Annotated in this window: 12 protein-coding genes; 8 read left to right on the forward strand and 4 right to left on the reverse strand. The window is 59.9% G+C overall.

Features of this window, described 5'->3' with window-relative positions:
* Nucleotides 1–19: 19 nt before the first annotated feature.
* Genes OZ656_RS01120 through OZ656_RS01130 form a run of 3 tightly spaced genes read right to left on the reverse strand, consistent with a single transcriptional unit; the run spans nucleotide 20 to nucleotide 2,937 of the window.
* Nucleotides 20–1,567 (reverse strand): glycosyltransferase family 39 protein, encoded by a 1,548-nt coding sequence (locus OZ656_RS01120; protein ID WP_278349797.1) that lies wholly within the window; start codon nucleotides 1,565–1,567, stop codon nucleotides 20–22.
* On the reverse strand, nucleotides 1,551–2,525 hold the full coding sequence (locus tag OZ656_RS01125) for a glycosyltransferase family 2 protein (RefSeq protein WP_379944888.1): 975 nt from the start codon (nucleotides 2,523–2,525) through the stop codon (nucleotides 1,551–1,553). The genes OZ656_RS01120 and OZ656_RS01125 overlap by 17 nt, the downstream gene beginning before the upstream one ends.
* A 4-nt stretch (nucleotides 2,526–2,529) precedes the next feature.
* Entirely contained in the window at nucleotides 2,530–2,937 is a 408-nt protein-coding gene (locus OZ656_RS01130; protein WP_011783843.1) for a GtrA family protein, read from the reverse strand.
* A 226-nt stretch (nucleotides 2,938–3,163) separates the two neighbouring features.
* Between OZ656_RS01130 and OZ656_RS01135 the strand changes: the two genes are divergently transcribed.
* The 8 genes from OZ656_RS01135 to OZ656_RS01170 all read left to right on the forward strand — a co-directional run bounded on the left by OZ656_RS01135 (nucleotide 3,164) and on the right by OZ656_RS01170 (nucleotide 12,459).
* The gene (locus OZ656_RS01135) at nucleotides 3,164–3,874 is read left to right on the forward strand and encodes a thermostable hemolysin (RefSeq protein WP_200861814.1); all 711 of its coding nucleotides are present in this window, start codon (nucleotides 3,164–3,166) and stop codon (nucleotides 3,872–3,874) included.
* Nucleotides 3,858–6,050 (forward strand): AMP-binding protein, encoded by a 2,193-nt coding sequence (locus tag OZ656_RS01140; RefSeq protein ID WP_278349799.1) that lies wholly within the window; start codon nucleotides 3,858–3,860, stop codon nucleotides 6,048–6,050. Before OZ656_RS01135 ends, OZ656_RS01140 begins: the two co-directional genes overlap by 17 nt.
* Nucleotides 6,037–6,819 (forward strand): SDR family oxidoreductase, encoded by a 783-nt coding sequence (locus tag OZ656_RS01145; RefSeq protein ID WP_023010684.1) that lies wholly within the window; start codon nucleotides 6,037–6,039, stop codon nucleotides 6,817–6,819. Before OZ656_RS01140 ends, OZ656_RS01145 begins: the two co-directional genes overlap by 14 nt.
* 11 nt (nucleotides 6,820–6,830) lie before the next feature.
* On the forward strand, nucleotides 6,831–7,436 hold the full coding sequence (locus OZ656_RS01150; RefSeq protein WP_278349853.1) for a hypothetical protein: 606 nt from the start codon (nucleotides 6,831–6,833) through the stop codon (nucleotides 7,434–7,436).
* 80 nt (nucleotides 7,437–7,516) lie between these two features.
* Entirely contained in the window at nucleotides 7,517–9,031 is a 1,515-nt protein-coding gene (locus OZ656_RS01155; RefSeq protein WP_278349800.1) for a diguanylate cyclase, read from the forward strand.
* A gap of 82 nt (nucleotides 9,032–9,113) precedes the next feature.
* Nucleotides 9,114–9,980, forward strand: a complete 867-nt coding sequence (locus tag OZ656_RS01160) for an MBL fold metallo-hydrolase (RefSeq protein ID WP_278349801.1) — start codon at nucleotides 9,114–9,116, stop codon at nucleotides 9,978–9,980.
* Nucleotides 9,981–9,987: 7 nt separating this feature from the next.
* Nucleotides 9,988–11,712, forward strand: coding sequence for a sulfate permease (locus OZ656_RS01165; RefSeq protein ID WP_278349802.1), 1,725 nt, complete (start codon nucleotides 9,988–9,990; stop codon nucleotides 11,710–11,712).
* Nucleotides 11,713–11,799: 87 nt separating this feature from the next.
* Entirely contained in the window at nucleotides 11,800–12,459 is a 660-nt protein-coding gene (locus OZ656_RS01170) for an energy-coupling factor ABC transporter permease (RefSeq protein ID WP_278349803.1), read from the forward strand.
* A 9-nt stretch (nucleotides 12,460–12,468) separates the two neighbouring features.
* Here OZ656_RS01170 and OZ656_RS01175 read toward each other — a convergent pair whose 3' ends face one another.
* Nucleotides 12,469–14,598, reverse strand: a complete 2,130-nt coding sequence (locus OZ656_RS01175) for a bifunctional diguanylate cyclase/phosphodiesterase (protein WP_278349804.1) — start codon at nucleotides 14,596–14,598, stop codon at nucleotides 12,469–12,471.
* Nucleotides 14,599–14,834 lie beyond the last annotated feature (236 nt).

The raw sequence follows: 14,834 nt of genomic DNA on the forward strand, positions 1-14,834 counted from the left end.
ACAGCCATCCGTTTGGTGTTCAACTCAAAGGTTGTTTGTGCTCTTCAGTGTAATTGAAAGCTGGCGGAGTGCGGCCGGAATCATTGCTCAACGCTGCACTCTTGGTTACCGGTTCCAGCAGAAACAGAATGTAACGCCGGTTTTCGTCGACCGGATCGGTAATCTGCTGCAACTGGCCAAGTAAGTCATGCTGGTTTTTTCCCACGGCCACCGCCAAAGGTCGCCGCAGAGTTCCATTCGCGAGCTGAAGACGAAGACTTTCCACGTCAATGCTATCGGCTCTGCCTGCGCTGTAAAACCTGGCCGAAAATGGCGGTTCGCCGGTGTACACAAGCCTGGCCGATGAACGCCCGGCCAGCTGGCTGGCGGTCATCACCAGCTCCCGTTCCGTTTTCAGTTGCTCCGGATACAGGTAGACCCAGCCGCTGGCCAGGGTGCCGAGCACGGGGATGAGCAGGCTGGCCGCTACCGTGGGGCGCGGCAGGCGCTGGCCGGTGTCTGGTGCCAGTAATCCCGAGGCAAGCACGGCCACAAAGGGCAGCCCCGGCAGCACATAGGTCCAGAGTATGTTGCCAGCCAAGGTAAAGAATAGGGCCGGAGCTAACGCCGCCAGCACCACCAGGGTGCTGACGTTGTGTTCGCCACTATGCCAATGCTGCAGTTTGTGAACACCGCGCCAGTGGTGGCGGACCATCCCGGCCATCGCAGCCAGCCCCCAAGGCATGCTGGCAAGCACCAGATAGAGCCAGATAGTGCCCCGGGGGAAATCGTGGGCGCTGCCGTACAGATCACCCTGCCAGCCGCTGACGACAAAGCGCTTGATGTGCTCACCGACAATGAAGTAATCCAGGAAACCCGGTGTCTTCAGCTCTGCCAGGACATACCAGGGCGCTGACATCAACAGGGTCAGGGCCAGCCCGCGCACCCAGGGCAAACTGTGCCAGAGGGTCTGCCAACGGTTGAAGGTGAGCGCCCAGAGGAACACCGGCAGGCCAGCAAGCACCAGAACCAATGGTCCCTTGGCCAGCAGGCCAGTAGCCAGGCCGATGAAGAACAGCCAGCCCCAGAGCGGCGGCCCCCCCTGCAGGCGAATGATCAGGCTCACCAGTGTCAGGCTGGTGCCAAGGGCCAGGAATGAATCCGTCATTACCGTGCCGGCAGACAGAAAGCCCAATGCCGTAGTGGCGTAGATTAACGCAGCCCAGAGCCCTTGAGTTTTGGCTCCGTGGCCGAGCGGGTCGGGGTGCAGGTAGCGACGCAGGTTGTAGACCAGCCAGACGATGCCGACATTGGCCAGCCAGGAGGGCAGTCGGCCGGCGAATTCGCTGACGCCGAACAGCTTGAATGACAGTGCCTGAGTCCAGAACGACAGGGGCGGCTTGCCCCAGAAAGGCACACCAATATCGAACCAGGGGGTTATCCAGTCGCCGGTTTCCGCCATAATCCGCGCCATCTCCGCGTAGCGGGGCTCGGTGGTGTCCGCGAACGGCAACAAGGCAGACAGGCCGAGCCTGGCAGCAAGCACCGAGACCAGCAGCCACAGCAAGGTGTTACTGATTCTGGTCATGGCCGGCCACTCGCAGCATGGGTTGTATGTAAGTCATGGTCTCCTGACTATCTTCCGCCACGATAAAAACCGGGCGTTGCTTGGTTTCCATATAGATGCGCCCGATGTATTCCCCCAACAAGCCGACACACAGAAGCTGGACGCCGGACAGGAAGGTGATCATGGCAATCAGGGAGGCATAGCCCGGTGTTGAAATGCCGAAGGCCAGCGCCCGGATTACCTCCCAGAGGCCAACGGTGCCGCCTGCCCCCGCGGCCAGTAAGCCCAGCACAAGGGCCAGTCGCAGTGGTCGGGTCGAGAATGAGGTGATGCCCTCCATGGCCAGGTGTAAGAGTTTCAGGTAGTTCCACTTGGTGCTGCCTGCGATTCGGGGGTCGCGATCGAATTCCAGGGTTACGGTGGGCATACCGACCCAGGCAAACATGCCCTTGAGGTAACGGTTGCGTTCCGGAAGCCGGTTCAGGGCCTCGACCGTGCGCCGGCTCATCAGCCGGAAGTCGCCGGTATCGACCGGAATCGGAGAATCGCTGATCCGATTGATCAGACGATAGAAAAGGCTGGCCGTGATGCGTTTAAGCCAGCTTTCGCCGGCCCGGGATCGGCGTTTCATCAGCACGACATCGGCCCCTTTGCGCCATTCGGCAAGCATGTCGGGAATCAGTTCGGGGGGATCCTGAAGGTCTGCATCCATAAGCACCACGGCCTCGCCGCGGGCGTGCTCCAGGCCGGCCGAGACTGCCGCCTCCTTGCCGAAGTTTCGGGACAACTGCAAGACACGCATTTCTGGCTGCCGTTGCCTGGCGGCCATCAGAATGGCGACCGAATCATCCCGACTGCCGTCGTCGACAAACAGCAGCTCAAAGCTGCCGTCGAGCTTTTGCCCGGTTGTCCAGAGTCGAGCCAGCAGGGCCGGGAGCACTTCAGCCTCGTTGTGGACCGGAATAACTATGCTCAGCATAGGTTCAGGGGAGCTTGAGCGTTGTTTTTTCATGGAAAACAAACCTCTTGGCAAAGAAGTAATTGGCAACCGTGACGAGTGCCGTGGCCAGGAACTGTGCTGACAGGACTTTGAGGCCAGCCAGGCTGAGAACGGAGAAGCTGAAAAGGTTCAGGGTCCAGCCCAGACTGGCTGCCGCCAGGTATCGCGGCATCGCGACTCGGTGCGGCAGGTTCGAGGCAAACGCGTACTGATGCTGGGCCACGTAGTTGAAAACCAGTCCGGCCGTGGCTCCGGTTGCTGTTGCTAGCCTGGGGTCAAGCCCGGCCTGAACCAGCAGGCCCATCATCAGCCAATGCAACAGCGTGGCCAGTCCGCCGGCTGCAAGGAAACGGGCAAGTCGGCGTTGAAAAAAATGGCGAGCTTTGGGCATAGGTGTTTGCGTCTGTGTCGATTGTTTTCGGGATAGCCCCGAGGTCGGCCGCAATCTACCCCTCCTTTCTTAAGTGAGCCTTAACCGTGCAGGCACAGAAACCTTAAGGCGCTCTTAAGGTTTCTGTGGTGCCGTCTTAAGACTGGTTTAAGCCAGCCTTTCTAATCTGTCAGCCATGACCCTGCGTCCGTCTGGGCCAGGAAAAGCAAGCAGAGAGAAGGCAGCCATGACTGATCCGTTAACAATGTCGACCTGTTGTCCTCCGGATTCCGGGGAGTTGGTTCCGGCCGTCCGTTGTGCTGGCCGGTGGTTTTGCGAAATCCAGTCCAACACGCCATTGGCCCACACGGTGTCGGATTTCATTCGGCGCCGCTTCCTCCACGCGTACGGGGCCGAGCCTTCCCTGCGTATTCCACGGCTTCTGGCCCTGACAACCGCTCAGGGAACGCTGCTGGCCGCCGTTGGCGTGCGCAATGCGGAACAGGAACGGCTTTTTCTGGAGGATTACCTGTCGGTGCCGGTGCAAACCCTGATGCCGGAGCCGGGAACCAGACGCAGCGGTATTGCCGAAATTGCCCACCTGGCCGGGGTGGAAGCCGGGGTCAGCCGCTATCTGTTCGCCTCGCTCTCAGTGTGGTTGGATGCTGCCGGCTATGACTGGGTGGTGTGTACCGGTACCGACCAGTTGCGCAACAGTTTCCATCGGCTCGGCATCGCCACGCAGGTGCTGGCGGATGCCGACCCTTCAAAATTGCCGGATGGCGGCGCTGGTTGGGGTCGCTATTACGACCATCATCCGGTGGTGATGACCATCAAGGTCGTTGATGGTATGGCGGCCTTGCGCGCCGCCGGCTTGCTGAAGCTGGTGCAGCCGGTTGTTGCGGCCGAGGATAAACTGCAGGCGGACCTGGGAGGTGCCTATGGCCGCCTTGCCTGATCTGTTGCTCCGGCGCGTACAGCAGCATCCGGACCACATCGCCCTGCGCGGGCCGGATGCCATCCTCAGTTACCAGGATTTGTGGCGCGCAGCCGGAGCAGTGGCTGATCAGTTGCGAAATCTGGGCGTCAAACGCATCGGGCTGTGTGGCGACAACACCCCGGCCTGGGTGGTGGCGGACCTGGCCTGCCTGATGGCAGAGGTGGTGTGTGTGCCGGTGCCTGTGTTTTTCTCCAAAAGCCAGACTGAGCACCTGATTCAGCGGGCAGGGTTGGATGCCCTGCTGTTCAGTGCCGAGGCCGACCAGGCGGAGGCGATTGGCCAGGGTGTCTGGTTGCGGCACCTGCCGGTGTCTGCGGGTGCGGCCTGGATGCCGGAACACACCGCCAAGATTACCTTCACCTCCGGCAGCACCGGTACCCCCAAGGGCGTGTGCCTGTCGGCGCAGCAGATGGCTGCGACCGCTTGTGCACTGCAACAGCGGCTTGAAGGCGTGACGTTACAGCAACACCTGTGCATCCTGCCCCTGGCGACCCTGCTGGAGAACATTGCCGGGGTATACCTGCCCCTGCTGATGGGTGCCACGGTGACGGTTGCCCCGCTGCAAACCCTGGGCATGACTGGCAGCAGCGGCCTGGAACTGGGCCAGCTGGTGGTCGGCCTGAATCAGCACCAGCCCCATTCGGTGATTCTGGTGCCGGAGCTGGCCATGGCGCTGGCCAATGCCGCCGAGCAGGGTTCGCTGGCTACGGATTCGTTTCGCTTCCTGGCGGTCGGCGGCGGCCGGGTATCGCCGGACCTGTTGGCCCGGGGACGGTCGATTGGGTTGCCTCTGTACGAGGGCTACGGTTTGTCTGAATGTGGCTCGGTGGTGGCGCTGAACGTGCCCGGAGCCGAGCGAGAAGGCTCGGTGGGCCGGCCCCTGGGGCATGTGCAGGTAAAGGTGGATAACGAACACCGGATTCTGGTTCGGGGCAATACCCATCTGGGGTATCTCGGTGATGAGCCGCAAGCCGATGACTGGCTGGATACCGGAGATCTGGGCGACCAGGACGCCGAGGGCTTTCTGGCCGTCAACGGCCGGGCCAAGAATCTGTTGATCACCAGCTTTGGCCGGAACATCAGCCCGGAATGGCTGGAAAGTGAACTGGTCCAGGCATTGGGGGCCACTCAGGCCGTGGTATTTGGCGATGGTGAGCCACAACCCGGTGCTTTGGTGGTGATCACCGATAATCGAAGCCCTGATGATGTGCGTGCGGCCCTGACGTTGCTGAATGCCGGTTTACCGGATTATGCCCGCCTGCAGGCTGTGTACCTGCGCCGGCAACGGCTGACCCAGGCCGAGGGTCACATCACGGCCAACGGTCGCCCGGTGCGGCACCAGATTCAGGCGGACCTGCCCAGGCTCATGGCCGAATCCTTTCCCTTATTCATGAATCTCTCAGTGCCTGCGGGCACTTCTATCCGACAGCCAACGCCAGGAGACTCCAACATGGCATTTTTTGACCGACTGCAATCCGAAACTGAACAGGCCCGGGCCCATGTCACCGGAGCCCCGGTGATTCAGGCTATCCGCGAGGGTCGCTTTGATCTTGAGGGTTACACCTGGTTCCTGACCCAGGCCTATCACCACGTGAAGCACACCGTGCCACTGATGATGGCCTGTGGTGGCCGGCTGCCCGAACGGCTGGAATTCGTGCGCAAGGCACTGGTGGAATACATCGAGGAAGAATACGGCCACCACGAGTGGATTCTCAACGACCTTGAAGCCTGCGGTGAAGACAAGGAAGCCATTCGTCATGGCCAGCCCGATACCTCCATCGAACTGATGGTGGCCTACCTGTATGACCGCATCCAGCGGGGTAACCCGGCGGCTTTTTTTGGCATGGTTCAGGTGCTGGAGGGCACCTCCATTGAGCTGGCCACGCCCCTGGGTGAAGCCATCCAGAAACAGCTGGGCCTGCCCAATCAGGCGTTCAGTTATCTTTACTCTCACGGCGCCCTGGATCAGGACCACTTCGAGTTCTTCCGCAACCTGATGAACGACATCACCGATCCGGAGGACCAGCAGGCCATCATCGAGGCTGCGCGCATGGTGTATCGCCTGTACGGCGATATGCTTCACAGTATTCCGCTGCGGGCCCATGGCAAGGAGCAACGTCATGAGGCTGCATGACCGTACCTTCCTGCTGCTGGGTGGTACCGGTGGCATTGGCCAGGCCCTGATCGGGCCGTTGGTGGAATGCGGTGCCCGGGTGATCGTTGCGACCCGGCATCCGGAGCGGCTGGAAAAGCGCGCCGGCGTTTCTCCGGTACACCTGGAGCTGGCCAGCCCGGAGCTGGATCGACAGCTTCAACAGTTGAGTGAGGTGTATCCCGATATTGATGGCGTGATTCATTGCGCCGGCCAGAACCGGTTTGCGGCGCTGGATGCCATGGCGATCAGTGACCTGGATGCCCAGCTTATGGTCAATCTGCGTTCCGCCATGCTGGTGGCCCGGCATTTTGTGCCTCGTTTCCGTAAAGCGGGCGTGGGCGCCCTGGTGTTGGTGGGGTCCACCTTCGGCAGCATCGGGTTTCCCGGCTACACCGCCTATTGCGCCAGCAAGTTCGGCCTGCGCGGATTCAGCGAAGCCCTGCGCCGGGAGCTGGCGGACACCCCGGTGCAGGTGGTGTACGTAGCGCCCAGAGCCACGGCCACGGCTATGAACCCGGCGCCGGTGAACGAGCTGAACCGTGCCCTGGGCAATGCCATGGACGCACCGGAAGCTGTCGCAGCCCAGATTCTTCAGGCCATGGAAAAAGATGAACGCCGGCGGTTTCTCGGCTGGCCGGAAAAACTGTTTGTGGTGATCAACGGCATCCTGCCGAAGCTTGTGGATAAAGCGATGTTAAAACAGCTGCCGGTGATCCGGCGCTTTCTGGATTCAGGAGTGGTGTCATGAAGTGGATCGTAATGGTGTTGGCGGGGGTCATGGTCATGCCCCTGTGGGCTCAGGACATGCAGGCGGAACTGGCCCAAATCCAGCAACGCTGGGCGCAGATCCAGTATCAGTTGCCAGACGATGATAAGGAAAAGGCATTTGAGTCACTGGCCCAAGAGGCCGAGACCTTTGTTGCTGATTATCCGGGCCGTGCCGAACCGCTGATCTGGCAGGGTATTGTGCTCAGTACCTACGCCGGCGCCAAAGGCGGCCTGGGTGCGCTGGGACTGGTGAAAGAGGCCCGGGCCTCCCTGGAATCGGCACTGAAAATCGATCCGGAGGCGTTGGACGGCTCGGCCTACACTTCCCTGGGAAGCCTGTACTATCAGGTGCCGGGCTGGCCGCTCGGGTTCGGGGATGATGAGATGGCCCGAAAGTACCTGCAGAAATCGCTGGCAATCAACCCGGAAGGTATTGATGCCAATTACTTCTTTGGAGATTTTCTGGCCGAGCAGGATGAGCCGCAACGGGCCCGAGTCTATCTTGAAAAAGTATTGGCTGCTCCTGCAAGGCCTGGTCGGGAAGTGGCGGATGACGGCCGTCGAGCCGAAGCAAGGGCCCGCCTGGATAGCCTGTAAGGTTCTGTTCGCAGCGACTGTCGGGCTGGACTACACTCACTGAAGATAAGGGTGATGAGTACAGGGGAGACAGGCCATACATGGCAAAACAGCCCGGGGAGCGGCAGCCAGAGGGCCTGTCGGCCGAGTTTTTCCAGAAACTGGCATCTGGAGTGCCAGGGGTTTTGTTTACCTACTGGCTCAGCGCTGATCATCAATCCCACTATTACCCGTTTGTGAGTTCCCAGGTCCGTGACCTGTTCGGTGTTGAGCCGGAGCGGCTGAAGACCAGTGCAGACTCGGTGTTCAGTGTCATCCATCCCGAAGACGCTGCCGGTGTGGGCGAGAGCATCCTACAATCGGCAAAAACGCTTGAGCCCTGGTGCTACCGGGCCCGGCTTCGGATGAAAGATGGCGAGTACCAGTGGTATGAAGCCCATTCCGTGCCCGAGCGGCAACCGGACGGCAGCACCCTCTGGTATGGCCAGTTCCACAACATCCAGCACTACAAGGAGCTGGAGCAGCATCTTCGGGATAGCGAAGCGGAATTCTCGTTCCAGGCCGGTTTCCAGAAGCTGATTGCCCGGCTTTCCAGCGAATTCATCCATCTCGGGTTTGGCTCCATCGATGAGTGTATCGATGAGTTGCTCAAATCCATCGGCGCCTTCTTCAGTGTTGATCGCGCCTACGTCTATGCTTTTTCACCCGACCTTGTCACCATGACCAACACCCACGAATGGTGCGCCCCGGGGGTGCCCTCGTTGATGGCAGATCAGCAGGAGGTGCCGATTGACGATTTTCGGTGGTGGCAGCAACAGATCCGCCTGATGGAGGCCCAGAGCCAGGTGGTGTTCATTGAAGACACCGCTGATTTGCCGCGCGAGGCGGAGAATGAGCGGGCGCTGCTGGAGCAGCAGGGGGTCAGTTCCATGTTCTGCGTTCCCATCCGCATCCGGGGCCAGGTGATGGGTTTTTTTGGTGTGGATTCATTGTCCCAGCGGAGCTGGCGCCGGGATATGGCAGACCTGCTGATCATCGTCTCCGGCTTGTTGTCCGGCGCACTGGAGCGCAACCGTCTGGAAGAGGATCTGCTCAATCAGTCGATTCGTGATCCCCTGACCGGCCTGCATAATCGTCGATACCTGATGCCCCGGCTGGACGAGATACTCGCTGCCAGTAATCGCCACGGTGACCGTTTCTGCCTGGCCATGTTCGATATTGATCACTTCAAACGGATTAATGACAACCTGGGCCACCTGGCGGGCGATCAGGTATTGATGCGGTTTACTGAGCTGTTGCTTAACCACACCAGAACTACGGATGTGGTGTCTCGTTTCGGGGGCGAGGAGTTTCTGGTGGTTTTTACTGAGGTAACCGAGGGGGATGTGCAAACCCTGGTGATGCGAATCATGGAAGCGGTTCGGGCAGAGGCGTTTTCGGTCGATGGTCATGAATTCAACATTACTGTCAGTGCCGGGGCGGTGTGTGTGTCGGAACTCACCGACGAGCCTGCCACTCCGGAAGCCCTGATTGCTCTGGCGGACCACCGCCTTTACCAGGCCAAGGAAGGTGGCCGGGATTGCCTGGTTGATGCATCGGGATTATCGCGCATATAAGAAAACAGCATTTCACCTTATATATCGTTTCAGTATATCCTTAGATCAAATTAAAGATCTGGCGACTTCAGAGGTGAACACCATGACTCAGCCCATCGTTCAGCATTTTTTCGACGAACCCACCAACACCTTCAGTTATGTTGTGCGCGATCCCGACAGCCAGGCCTGTGCGATTCTGGATTCGGTGCTGGATTTCGATTATGCCGCTGGCCGCACCGATGTGCGCTCGGCCGACGAAATCATTCAGTACATTCAGGCTAACGATCTGACCGTGGAATGGATTCTGGAAACCCACGTGCACGCGGATCACCTGTCCGCGGCGCCCTACCTGCATGAAAAGCTCGGAGGCAAAACCGGCATCGGGGCAAACATCATTCAGGTACAGGAAATTTTCGGCAAGGCGTTCAACGCCGGTACCGAGTTTGCCCGCGATGGCAGCCAGTTTGACCAGCTCTTCGAGGAAGGCAACACCTTTGCTATCGGCAGCCTCGAAGGCCGTGTGTTGCATACGCCGGGCCATACACCAGCCTGTCTGACCTATGTGATTGGCGACGCTGCGTTTGTGGGCGATACCCTGTTTATGCCGGATTACGGCACGGCCCGCTGTGATTTCCCGGGCGGCGATGCCCGGGTTCTTTACCAGTCCATCCAGAAAGTCCTGGCGTTGCCGCCGGAGACTCGTATTTTCCTGTGCCATGATTACAAGGCACCCGGCCGTGATGAATACCAGCACATGACCACCGTGGCGGAGCAGCGTCAGGCTAATGTGCACGTGCACGATGGCGTGTCGGAGGAGGAATTTGTGAAGATGCGCACCGAGCGGGATGCAACGCTGGATATGCCGCGGTTGATCCTGCCGTCGGTGCAGGTGAACATGCGGGCGGGGCATATGCCGCCGGCGGAAGACAACGGCCAGGTGTACCTGAAGGTACCGGTCAACCTGTTCTGAGCCGCGCATGGATCTGAAACGCTATCTGCCCATTCTGCAATGGGCGCCATCCTACGGTCGTGACCAGGCCACCAGTGATCTGGTGGCTGCGGTGATTGTCACCGTTATGCTGATTCCCCAGTCCCTGGCGTACGCTCTGCTGGCGGGCCTCCCGGCGCAGGTCGGGTTGTACGCCAGTATCCTGCCACTGGTGATCTATGCGGTGTTCGGAACCAGTCGCACCCTCTCTGTTGGCCCGGTGGCGGTGGCTTCCCTGATGACAGCAGCGGCACTGGCGCCACTGGCCGAGGCGGGCAGTGCCGACTATCTGGCCGGTGCTATTCTGCTGGCGGTGATGTCCGGCCTGATGCTGACCCTGATGGGAGTTCTGCGACTGGGGTTTCTGGCCAATTTCCTGAGCCATCCGGTGATATCCGGGTTTATTACCGCCTCGGGCATTGTCATTGCCGCCAGCCAGCTCAAGCACCTGTTTGGTATCCAGGCCAATGGCCACAACCTGCTGGATATTGGCCACTCGTTACTGGTTTCCCTGGGCAATACCAACCTGCCCACCTTGTTGATCGGCGTAGGGGCCTTGCTGTTCCTGTTGTGGTCGCGCCGGTACCTGAAACCGGTACTGCATCGATTTGGGCTGGCGCCCAGGGGTGCCGATATTCTGACCAAGACCGCGCCCATTCTGGCGGTGCTGATCACCACGCTGCTGGCCTGGGCATTGCGGCTGGATGAGCAGGGGGTGCGACTGGTCGGTGAGGTGCCCTCAGGATTGCCTTCCTTTACCATGCCCAGTCTGGATCTTGGCCTGTGGTCCCAACTGGCGGTCAGCGCCTTGCTGATCAGTGTGGTGGGGTTCGTGGAATCGGTTTCGGTGGGTCAGACCCTGGCGGCCAAACGGCGCCAGCGCATTGACCCGGACCAGGAGCTGATTGGTCTGGGCACGGCCAACCTGGGGTCCGGTCTGTCGGGCGGTATGCCGGTTACCGGAGGTTTTTCCCGTTCGGTGGTGAACTTCGATGCCGGCGCTGAAACACCGGCGGCCGGTGCCTATACGGCGGTGGGCATCGCCCTGGCGACCCTGTTCCTCACTCCGGCCATAGCCTGGCTGCCCCAGGCGACGCTGGCGGCGACCATTATTGTGGCGGTGATCACCCTGATTGATCTGCCGGCACTGGGCCGCACTTTCCGTTATTCCCGTACCGATTTCGGGGCCATGCTGGCGACCATCCTGCTTACCCTTGGTCACAGTGTCGAAGCCGGTATCATTGCCGGGGTGGCGTTATCGATTGGCCTGTTCCTGTACCGAACCAGTCGCCCCCACAGCGCCGTGGTGGGCCGGGTGCCGGGCACCGAGCATTTCCGCAACGTGCTGCGCCATGAGGTGGAACTTTGCCCCAAGGTTACCTTCCTGAGGGTGGACGAAAGCCTGTATTTCGCCAACGCCCGTTTCCTTGAGGAAACCGTGATGGATCTGGTTACCCGGGAGCCGGAGCTGACCGATCTGGTGCTGGTGTGCCCGGCGGTGAATCTGATTGATGCCTCAGCCCTGGAAAGCCTGGAAGCCATCAACGAACGGCTGCGCGATGCCGGGGTGCGCCTGCACTTCTCGGAAATCAAGGGCCCGGTCATGGACCGGCTCAAAGGCACGGAACTGCTGGAACACCTGGGTGGACGTATCTTCCTGAGCACCTATGAAGCCTGGCAGGCACTCACCGGCCGGGCGGCGGTGGCGGCTTGACCTGTATGGTGTGATCCCATTGACGGTGTATGGGGTATGTGTAGACACTGCCCCTGATTCCAATCGCACCCGCACCGGTAAAACGCCATGGGAATGACCGACAACCTGCTCTCCACCAGTCAGTGGCTGATCACCGCTGTGTTGTTTGCGATGATCCTGCTGAAAGCGGTGCGTTCTGTCGACTGGCCCGCCTTGCGCAGGGACAATGCCCTACAGCATTCGTTTTTCGGTGCGGCGGTTATTCTGGGCTTTGTCTGGCAGCTGAGGGCGGGTATTTCGCCAGGGCTGGCGATTCACATCTTTGGCATTACGGTGATTACCCTGATGCTGGGTTGGGCTTTGGCGGTGCTGGCGGGCCTGCTGGCCCTGGTGATCACCGTCATCACCGGGCGTGAGCCGCTACTGATGTTTGCCGCCAACGGCCTGATTACGGTGATGGTGCCGGCCTTGGTCAGCCACGGCATCATGTTGTGGGAACGACGGCGCAATTTCCGTAACTTCTTCGCCTACATCTTCTTCTGCGGGTTTTTCGGAGCCGGCCTGTCGGTGGCTGCGGCAGGCATTGTGATGTGTCTGATGCTGTGGAGCAGCGGCACCTACAGTTTTGATGAACTGGTGCATGAGTATCTGAGGTATCTGCCGCTGTTCATGATTCCGGAGGGTTTTATCAACGGCACCTTTGTGACCGGCCTGATGGTGTTCCACCCGGACCGGCTCAGTACGCTGGATCAGAGCCGCTACCGGTAAGCGTTCTGTTCAGATGCCCTCGCCCTGTTCGGAAACCGCCTGCAGTTGCTGGATTTCCTTTCGGGACTCGATCTGGCGTCGCCAGTGTTGCAGCCACTCCAGTACCGCTCCGGATGGCATCGGGCGGGCGATGCCGTAGCCCTGGACCAGGTTGCAGCCCATGTCCCGCAATGCGGCGGCATGATCCATGGTCTCCACGCCTTCCGCCAGCACAGGATGGTCAAAGCGCTGAGCCAGGAAGATCACGCTTTCGACGATGGCGCGGTCATTGGCGTCGGTGAGCATGTTGCGGACAAAACTCTGATCAATCTTGATGACATCCACCGGCAGGGTGCGCAGGTAGGTTAGCGATGAAAACCCGGTGCCAAAGTCATCCAGTGCCACCTGCAGGCCCAGAGACTGGCAGCGGGCCAGAACATTGCTGGCGCGCTTGGTGTCCTCCAGCGCCGTGGACTCAAGCACTTCCAGGGTGATTTGCCCGGGGCTCACTTCCGGATGGCTTTGCAGATAGCCTTCCAGGTAGTCCACAAACTTCCGGTCCATCAGGTGGGGCGCACTGATGTTGATGCTGACGGCCAGGGCTTCGCCGGCTTCCCGCCACCGGTTCATCTGGTGAATCGCTTCTTTCAGTACCCATTGGCCCAGGGGGATCTCTAGGTGACTGTTGGCCACCGCCGGCAGAAAGGCGCCGGGGGCAATCAGTCCCTTTTCCGGGTGGTTCCAGCGGATCAGGGCCTCAAAGGCAATCACCTGGCAGTCCGCCATGCGCAGCTGGGGTTGGAAGTAGAGTTCGAATTCCTCGTTTTCCAGGGCCCGGGAAATCTCCATCAGCTGGTTCCTGCGTTCCTTGCGGAAAGCATACTGGCCGGGATCAAAAATATGGAATTGGTTGCGGCCTTTCTCTTTGGCAGCGTACATGGCCTGGTCGGCGTGCCGGACCAGCCCTTCGGCGTCGGTATCATCTTCCGGGTACAGGGTGACGCCCAGGCTGGCGGTCAGGTTTACCTCTTTGTCCGCCAGTTCGAATGGCTCGCTGACCGACGTCAGAATACGTTGATACAGGGGTTCGGAATGATCACCCTGAATCAGCAGAACAAATTCATCGCCGCCGATACGGGCGACGGTATCTCCGCTGCGAAGGCTTCGGGTCAGCCGTTCTGCCACCATGCGCAGGGCCTGGTCGCCGAAGTCGTGGCCAAGTTCATCATTGATGCCCTTGAAGCCGTCCAGGTCCAGATAGCAGATCGCGAGTGAGCGTTTCTGCCGGTCGGCATGGGCCTTGGCGGAGCGCAGTCGTTCTTCCAGCAGCTGTCGGTTGGGCAGGCCGGTGAGGTCGTCGTAATTTGCGGCCCGGTCCAGCTCCTTGGCGTGATTCTTCAGGGCGGTGATATCGGAGAAGGCAGCCACAAAATAGTGCTTTCCGGGTTCGTCCAGATGCACCCGGCTGATGGACAGCAATTCCACATATTCCTCACCGTTTTTCCGGCGATTCCAGACTTCCCCGCGCCAGTGATCGGTCTTTTCGATGGACTGCCACATGGAGCGGTAGTATTCCCGGGAATGGCGGCCCGAACTCAGAATAGAGGGGTTGAGGCCGAGTACTTCCTGACGGCTGTAGCCGGTAATCCGGGAAAAGGCCGGGTTCACATCGATGATGCGGTTCAGGTGATCGGTGATGACAATCGCCTCGTGGCTGCGATCAAAGACGCTGGCAGCGATGCGCAGGCCGCGTTCACTGTTTTTCCGGTCTGAAATGTTGGTCTGGATCACCACAAAGCCGGGTTCAACGCCGTCCTCGCCATCCACGGGTGTACAGTAAGTGTGTACCCAGTAGGGTTCGCCGTTGGCGGTGTAGTGCAGGATGTCTTCTTCAAACGCCTCGCCCCGGAACAGGTGGCGGTGTATCCGGCTGACGGTCTCCGGATCCGTATCCGGGCCGGCCAGAACCTGGCTGGGCAGTTTCCCACGCACCGAATCCAGCGAGTAGCCAGTGTGGTTTTCAAACGCCTGGTTGACCCACTCGATGCAGCCGCCGGCATCCAGAATCAGTGCCATGTTGCGGGTGGCGGTGGCCACCAGCGCCAGTCGTTTCGGGTCGATATCCGTGGCAGGCTGAGGGGTATCCGGGGTGTTGGGCATAGATCAGGTGTTCCGGTTATCGGTGGCTTTCGGCTTCCTCCTCTCCATGTGAGAACTGTTTGCGAGTATAGCAATGATTGGCTACCCGCAACCTCCGTATTTGCCGTGTGCCTGTTATCCGTTTATTGCAAAGGGAGGTTGCCGGGGATGCTACCGCATCCGGGATTGGAAGGCATTCGACCTTGGTTTCAGGAAGTTGACGATCGTCAATTCGAAGTGAGATTTTTACCGTTTCA

Origin of the sequence: Marinobacter sp. LM1 (genome assembly GCF_042763285.1) — a bacterium.
Classification (GTDB): domain Bacteria; phylum Pseudomonadota; class Gammaproteobacteria; order Pseudomonadales; family Oleiphilaceae; genus Marinobacter; species Marinobacter nauticus.

What these genes read in the sequence shown, in the direction of transcription:
- OZ656_RS01120 (WP_278349797.1), bottom strand. Translation starts at nt 1,567, where the DNA reads ATGACCAGAATCAGTAACACCTTGCTGTGGCTGCTGGTCTCGGTGCTT.
- OZ656_RS01125 (WP_379944888.1), bottom strand. Translation starts at nt 2,525, where the DNA reads ATGCTGAGCATAGTTATTCCGGTCCACAACGAGGCTGAAGTGCTCCCG.
- OZ656_RS01130 (WP_011783843.1), bottom strand. Translation starts at nt 2,937, where the DNA reads ATGCCCAAAGCTCGCCATTTTTTTCAACGCCGACTTGCCCGTTTCCTT.
- OZ656_RS01135 (WP_200861814.1), top strand. Translation starts at nt 3,164, where the DNA reads ATGACTGATCCGTTAACAATGTCGACCTGTTGTCCTCCGGATTCCGGG.
- OZ656_RS01140 (WP_278349799.1), top strand. Translation starts at nt 3,858, where the DNA reads ATGGCCGCCTTGCCTGATCTGTTGCTCCGGCGCGTACAGCAGCATCCG.
- OZ656_RS01145 (WP_023010684.1), top strand. Translation starts at nt 6,037, where the DNA reads ATGAGGCTGCATGACCGTACCTTCCTGCTGCTGGGTGGTACCGGTGGC.
- OZ656_RS01150 (WP_278349853.1), top strand. Translation starts at nt 6,831, where the DNA reads ATGGTGTTGGCGGGGGTCATGGTCATGCCCCTGTGGGCTCAGGACATG.
- OZ656_RS01155 (WP_278349800.1), top strand. Translation starts at nt 7,517, where the DNA reads ATGGCAAAACAGCCCGGGGAGCGGCAGCCAGAGGGCCTGTCGGCCGAG.
- OZ656_RS01160 (WP_278349801.1), top strand. Translation starts at nt 9,114, where the DNA reads ATGACTCAGCCCATCGTTCAGCATTTTTTCGACGAACCCACCAACACC.
- OZ656_RS01165 (WP_278349802.1), top strand. Translation starts at nt 9,988, where the DNA reads ATGGATCTGAAACGCTATCTGCCCATTCTGCAATGGGCGCCATCCTAC.
- OZ656_RS01170 (WP_278349803.1), top strand. Translation starts at nt 11,800, where the DNA reads ATGGGAATGACCGACAACCTGCTCTCCACCAGTCAGTGGCTGATCACC.
- OZ656_RS01175 (WP_278349804.1), bottom strand. Translation starts at nt 14,598, where the DNA reads ATGCCCAACACCCCGGATACCCCTCAGCCTGCCACGGATATCGACCCG.